We start from the raw sequence: 6,105 nt of genomic DNA, 5'->3' as shown, positions 1-6,105 counted from the left end.
GGGGAGCGGTGAGGGAGGTAAATATAATTCCTTCTCATCCCCTCAGCCCTCATCTCCCCTGTAGCTTGGGCCGAAAATTCCGCAGCCGCAGGGCGTTCGTCACCACCGACACCGAGCTAAAGGCCATGGCCGCACCGGCAATGATGGGGTTGAGTAGCCAGCCAAAGATGGGGTAGAGAATGCCCGCCGCGATCGGGATGCCCGCGACGTTGTAGATGAAGGCAAAGAACAGGTTTTGGCGAATGTTGGCCATAGTGGCGCGGGAGAGCTGAATGGCGGTGACAATGCCGTACAGGTCACCCGAGATCAGGGTAATGTCGCTGGCGGCGATCGCCACATCGGTGCCCGTGCCAATCGCCATACCCACATCGGCCTGGGCCAGGGCGGGGGCATCGTTAATGCCGTCACCCACCATCGCCACGATCTTGCCTTCCTGTTGGAGCCTTGCGACCTGGGCCGATTTTTGGTCGGGGCGCACCTCAGCAAATACGCGAGTAATGCCGACTTCGCGGGCGATCGCCTCGGCGGTGCGACGGTTGTCGCCGGTTAGCATCACCACTTCCAGGCCCATGCGCTGCAGGGTGGCAATGGCGCTGGCCGACGATGGCTTGACCGCATCGGCGATCGCCAGAATGGCCTCTACCTTGCCATCCACCGCTAGCCAAACCACGGTGCGGCCCTGGCCTTCCAGGGTTTCCCACTGTCGTTGCAGGCGATCGGTAGCGATGCCCAGTTCCTGCATCCAGCGGTGGGTGCCAATCTGCACCCGCTGACCCGCTACCGCCCCTTGCACGCCGCTGCCTGCAACGGCCTCAAAGGCCTGGGCATCTTCTAACGTCACCCCTTGGGCCTGGGCGTAGTTGACTACGGCTTCCGCCAGAGGATGCTCAGAGTTGCGTTCCAGCGTTCCAGCCAGTTTTAGCAGGTGCAGCTCGGTGGCGGTGCCATTGACGGTCACATAATCGGTCACCGTCGGCTGGCCCTGGGTGATGGTGCCGGTCTTATCCAGCACGATCGCCTGAATTTTGTGGGCTAGCTCCAGGCTATCGGCCCCTTTGATCAAAATGCCGTTCTCAGCCCCCTTGCCGGTGCCCACCATCATTGAGGTGGGCGTCGCCAACCCCAGAGCACAGGGGCAGGCCAAAATCAACACCCCTACGGTGGTAATCAGCGCCATAGTGAGGTTGCCCATCACGTTGAACCAAATTACAAAGGTGAGAATGGCCACGGCGATTACGGCAGGCACAAACCAGCCCGTCACCCGATCAGCTAATTGTTGAATCGGGGCTTTTGACCCCTGGGCCTGCTGCACCAGCTTGACGATTTGGGCCAAAAAGGTATCTTTGCCGACCCGAGTGGCGCGAAATTTGAAGCTGCCGGTTTTGTTCAGCGTCGCCACCACCACCTCGTCGCCGACGGTTTTCTGCACGGGCACGCTTTCCCCGGTCACCATGGCTTCATCCAGGGTGGAGGCACCATCGATAATTTCCCCATCCACCGGAATTTTTTCACCGGGGCGCACCAGAATCACGTCACCCAGCACCACTTCAGCGATAGGTATGTCAAGCGCCCGGCCGTTGCGGATCACTCGCGCAGTTTTGGCCTGCAAGCCCATCAGCTTACGAATGGCCTCGGAGGTTTGCCCCTTGGCCCGGTTTTCTAGCAGGTTGCCCAACAAAATTAGGGCAATAATGATGGCGGTAATCTCGAAGTACACGTCGGGGCTGAGGCCCTGGTCTAAAAACCACTGGGGGTAGAGGGTCGGGAACAGGGAGTACAGAAAGGCGGTGCCGGTGCCCACCGCCACCAGGGTATCCATGGTGGCGGAGCGATGCCGAAAGGCTTTCCAGGCATTGATATAAAAGTGGTTGCCCGCCCAGACGATCACCGGCAGGGTCAGCACCAGTTGCACCCAGGGGTTGTGCAACCAGGCGGGGATAAAGGGCATAGGGATGCCGGTCATCATGGGCAGTCCCCCAATCATCAGCACGCCGCCGATCACCAGGCTAAAGATAACTTTGCGGGTAAGTTCACGGTGGCGGGCCGCGCGATCGCGCCGTTCGGCATCGTCTTCAGTACTCAGCGGGTCATCGCCGATTGGGTGTGCACCATAGCCAACCTCATCCACCGCCGCCTGAATTTGGGCCAAACCAGCGCGCTGGGGGTTGTAGGTCACAGCAGCCTGCTCAGCCCCAAAGTTGACGCTGCACGTCTCTACACCGGGCACCGTGCGAATCGCCGCTTCGATGTTGCTGGCGCAGGCGGCACAGCTCATGCCCCGCAGTTTGAACGTTTGGGTTTCCATCGGTGCTTTTTGGGCTGTTTCCATCGGTGCCTCCTTAAGCAGGTTTTAGCGGTGCTTTCTAGTGCTTTGTCAGGCTAAATTTTTTGGGATCTATGCAGGGTGCATAACGCTAAGGCGAGACTCCGCCAACGCGAAGCAATGCACCGTGCAGTGCAGGGTCTAGGCAACGGTGTAGCCAGCGTCGGTAATGGCAGCCTTAATAGCCGCCTCTGAGACGCTGGTGTCTACGCTCACCTGCTTAGTTTTTGAGTCAGCGCTTACCTGGGCCGCCGGGTCAATCGCCTTAACGGCTTTGGTTACCGTTTCTTCACAGGCTGAGCAGGCTAAATTTGGCACCTTCAGTTCAATCGTCATCACAGACCTCTAAGCTCTCGATAGCGTCATTTTGAAGCTTCTAGCTAGCTAGAGAGTCAAGGGTTAAGCCCAATAAGTTTTGTGCCTTTCCCCGTTTTCCCAGATCACGACCTGAATGAAGATTGGCGAATCTGGGCCAGCTGTGAAATAATAGAAGGCTGTGTCTTATTTTTTTGCCCGCCCTATTTTTCAGGTGAACTGTCATGGCCAAAGGCGTCCGCCTCGTCATTACCCTGGAGTGCACAGAGTGCCGGACTAACCCGGACAAGCGCTCCAACGGTGTATCGCGTTACACCACTCAAAAAAACCGTCGCAATACGACGAACCGCATTGAGCTGAAGAAGTTCTGCACCCACTGCAACAAGCACACTGTCCACAAAGAAATCAAGTAATTATCACCCATGGCCTACTTCCGTCGTCGAGTATCTCCAATCAAGCCCGGAGACCCAATTGACTACAAAGATGTCGATTTGCTCCGCAAGTTCATCACCGAGCGCGGCAAAATCTTGCCTCGCCGCATCACCGGCTTGACCGCTAAACAACAGCGGGATCTCACCACTGCCATCAAACGTGCCCGTATTATTGCTCTGCTGCCCTATGTGAATGGGGAAGGCTAGGCTAGGCTAAAGATGGCGATCGCTAGGGTGTTGGCTTGGTTGACAAAGGAACGCTAGTCGAATTTAAGCACCAGGGGCAGCCCCGTTTAGGGGTGGTAGATCGGCCCGAGGGCAAAAAAAACTGGGTGGTTATCGACGAGCGTGGTCAAGCCCACACCCTGCACCCGCGCGACTTCATTTACGAAGTTAGCGGTAGTACCTATATGCCTGCTGATATTGGCCCCTTTGCCGCAGAGGCCGAGTCCTATATCGACCCATCCAGTCTAGAGATTGCCTGGGAATTTTTGAGCGAAGCCGGGGAGTCTGCCGATCCGGCTGCTTTGGCGCAGCTGCTATTTTCAGAACAAAGCCCCGCTTTCTGCTACGCAGCCCACCGACTGCTGGCGGAAGACAAAGTTTTTTTCAAGCAGAAGGGCGATCGCTACGAACCCCGCCCTGCTGCCCAAGTTGACGAACTGCGCCTGCAAATCGAGCGCGAAACCCAGCGCCAGCAGGAGTGGGAATCCTTTATGACCAAGGCGCGCCAGGGGCAGGCGGGCGAAACGGTGGACTGGGACAAGGGCGATCGTCCCCGGCTCGAAACCTTAGAACGCCTGGCCCTGTTTGGTGATGAGTCAAACCAGCGCACTCAGGCCGTAGAGATTCTTAACGCGTTGGGTAGCGCCCCGACAGCAGCGGGCGCATTTGATACCCTAGTGGCACTGGGGCTGTGGAGCGTCCACGAAAATTTGGCTCTGCGCCGTAGCCAAGTTCCCAGTCACTTTTCTGAGGAAACCCTTACTATGGCGCAGCAGCGTCTTCAGTCTCCGCCACCCGACCCCGATACCCAACGGCTAGACCTTACCCACCTCAAGGCTTATACGGTAGACGATGCCAGTACCCAAGAAATTGACGACGGTCTCAGCCTTGAGATTTTGGCCGATGGTACCCAGCGCCTCTGGGTTCACATTGCCGACCCGACCCGCTGGCTGCTGCCCGGCGATGCGCTCGATTTAGAAGCGCGTCGCCGCTGCACTACGGTCTACCTGCCCACTGGTATGATCCCCATGTTCCCCATGGATCTGGCAACTGGGGCCATGAGTTTGATTCAAGGCCAAACCTGCTGTGCCCTTAGCTTTGGCATTACCCTCACCGCAGACGGCGACATTCAAGATTACCAAATTCACCCCACAATCATTCGCCCCACCTATCGCCTCACCTACGACGATGTCGACGAAATGCTAGAGCTAGGCGTCACCGCTGAGCCAGAGTTGCAGGGGTTGGCCGATTGGGCCAAGGTGCGGGGGCAGTGGCGGCTGAGCCAGGGAGCAATCAGCATCAACATGCCCGAGTCGAGCATTAAGGTGTCTGAGGCCGAAGACGATATTGTGATTGAGGTGTTCAACGACTCAATGGCTAGGCAAATGGTAGCCGAAATGATGATTTTGGCTGGGGAAGTCGCCGCCCGCTATGGTCAAACCCATGATTTAGCCATTCCCTTTCGCAGCCAACCCCAACCCGAACTGCCCTCCGACGAAGAACTAATTTCGCTACCCACGGGCTGGGTGCGCGATTCCGCCATTCGCCGCTGCATGACCCGCAGCGAAGTGGGCGTTACCCCTAGTCGCCATGCCACCCTAGGGCTAGACAGCTACAGCCAGGTAACCTCCCCGATTCGGCGGTATCTCGACCTAGTAACCCATTTTCAGCTCAAGGCCCACCTACGGGGCGAGCCACTGCCCTTTTCCCCAACGGAGGTAACTGAATTGGCCCTTGGAGCCAGTTCGGCCGCCTATGAGGCCACCTTAGTTGAGCGCCAAACCAAGCGCTACTGGGCTTTAGAATACCTGCGCCGCCACCAAGATCGGAGCTGGGAAGTCATGCTGCTGCGCTGGCTGCGGGAAGACGAAGGCCTGGGGCTAATTATGGTCGAAGACCTGGGCCTGGAGCTGGCTATGCGCTTTAACCGCGCAGTTGCTCTGGGTGAGCAACTGCAGGTTCGGGTCAGTCACGCCAGCCCCCGCCAAGACATAATCCGCTTTGAAGAGGTGGCCCCAGAAAGTGAAGAGGCGGCAGCAGTAGCTACAGCTAGCTAGTAGACGACGGCATAAGGGAGACGACTATTGCCAATCGCGAGGGAACAGGGGAGCTAGAGAGCCAAGCGAGCCGGAATAACGAGCGTATTTCAGCCTTCGAGTACTAGGGCGTTTTCTTGCCAAGACTAAAGGAACAACCAGAAGCAAGTCACAAAGTGTTCGCTAAATCGCTGGCTCTCCTGGAATGAGTATGCTGAAGTAGCCGCTACCATACAGTATGGCTATGGTGCCTCTACTGACAGAGCTATTAGGTTTACCGGGTATTGATGTTGAGTCTACCCCTGTTAAGGTGAACGTTTGTTCTCCTTTTGCTTGAGGAGTCGAGCGGTAGCAACATGAGGATGCTTCGGATTAAACGGCTCCTTTTTAGCGGGTTTTTTCGGACCTCTGGTAGAGGACGAAAAGCGTTTGAGGTCGACCTGAGCGGCCCAGGCTTTCAAGGACTCGGCAAAGGCTTCGACCGGCATCTGAGCAAAGGGGAGCCAAATGGGGGGTGGCAGGGCAATCATCATGCCCCGGAAGGTGCCCTGGACGTCTTCAACGAGATAGAAGTCGGATAAGCCCGACCCAATTTTGCCCACACCATGGACGGTCTTCAGGGCGGCTTTGACCGTAGACAAGATATTAAAGGCTACCACCGCGATGCAGAAGACAAATAAAGCGGCTCTGGGATAGCCCAGGGTATTGAGTTCGCAGGAGAAGACATCGGTAATCACCTGAAACATCCCTTCAACAGTCCACCGAGAGCGGTACA

At 57.1% G+C, this 6,105-nt stretch carries 5 protein-coding genes and 1 pseudogene; 3 read left to right on the top strand and 3 right to left on the bottom strand.

Annotated features, from left to right (window positions below):
- Nucleotides 1–49 precede the first annotated feature (49 nt).
- Nucleotides 50–2,305, bottom strand: coding sequence for a heavy metal translocating P-type ATPase (locus IQ273_RS29090; RefSeq protein WP_194026600.1), 2,256 nt, complete (start codon nt 2,303–2,305; stop codon nt 50–52).
- Nucleotides 2,306–2,464: 159 nt separating this feature from the next.
- On the bottom strand, nt 2,465–2,659 hold the full coding sequence (locus IQ273_RS29085; RefSeq protein ID WP_194026599.1) for a heavy-metal-associated domain-containing protein: 195 nt from the start codon (nt 2,657–2,659) through the stop codon (nt 2,465–2,467).
- A gap of 203 nt (nt 2,660–2,862) precedes the next feature.
- Between IQ273_RS29085 and rpmG the strand changes: the two genes are divergently transcribed.
- The 3 genes from rpmG to IQ273_RS29070 are packed head-to-tail and all read left to right on the top strand — an operon-like array spanning nt 2,863 to nt 5,351.
- On the top strand, nt 2,863–3,051 hold the full coding sequence (gene rpmG / locus IQ273_RS29080; RefSeq protein ID WP_072015960.1) for a 50S ribosomal protein L33: 189 nt from the start codon (nt 2,863–2,865) through the stop codon (nt 3,049–3,051).
- 9 nt (nt 3,052–3,060) lie between these two features.
- Complete coding sequence (gene rpsR / locus IQ273_RS29075; RefSeq protein ID WP_017298240.1) at nt 3,061–3,276, top strand: 30S ribosomal protein S18; 216 nt, start codon at nt 3,061–3,063, stop codon at nt 3,274–3,276.
- Nucleotides 3,277–3,311: 35 nt separating this feature from the next.
- A complete protein-coding gene (locus IQ273_RS29070) occupies nt 3,312–5,351 on the top strand; it encodes a ribonuclease catalytic domain-containing protein (RefSeq protein WP_194026598.1) in 2,040 nt (679 codons plus the stop codon).
- Between the two features lie 284 nt (nt 5,352–5,635).
- On the opposite strand, the pseudogene IQ273_RS29065 reads toward IQ273_RS29070, so the two are convergent.
- A pseudogene (locus IQ273_RS29065) lies at nt 5,636–6,105 on the bottom strand (IS4/IS5 family transposase); the annotation flags it as partial.

It is taken from the genome of Nodosilinea sp. LEGE 07298 (genome assembly GCF_015207265.1).
Taxonomy (GTDB): Bacteria; Cyanobacteriota; Cyanobacteriia; order Phormidesmidales; family Phormidesmidaceae; genus Nodosilinea.
The sequence above is the reverse complement of the archived record's forward strand: the minus strand, read 5'-3'. Positions and strand labels throughout refer to the sequence as shown.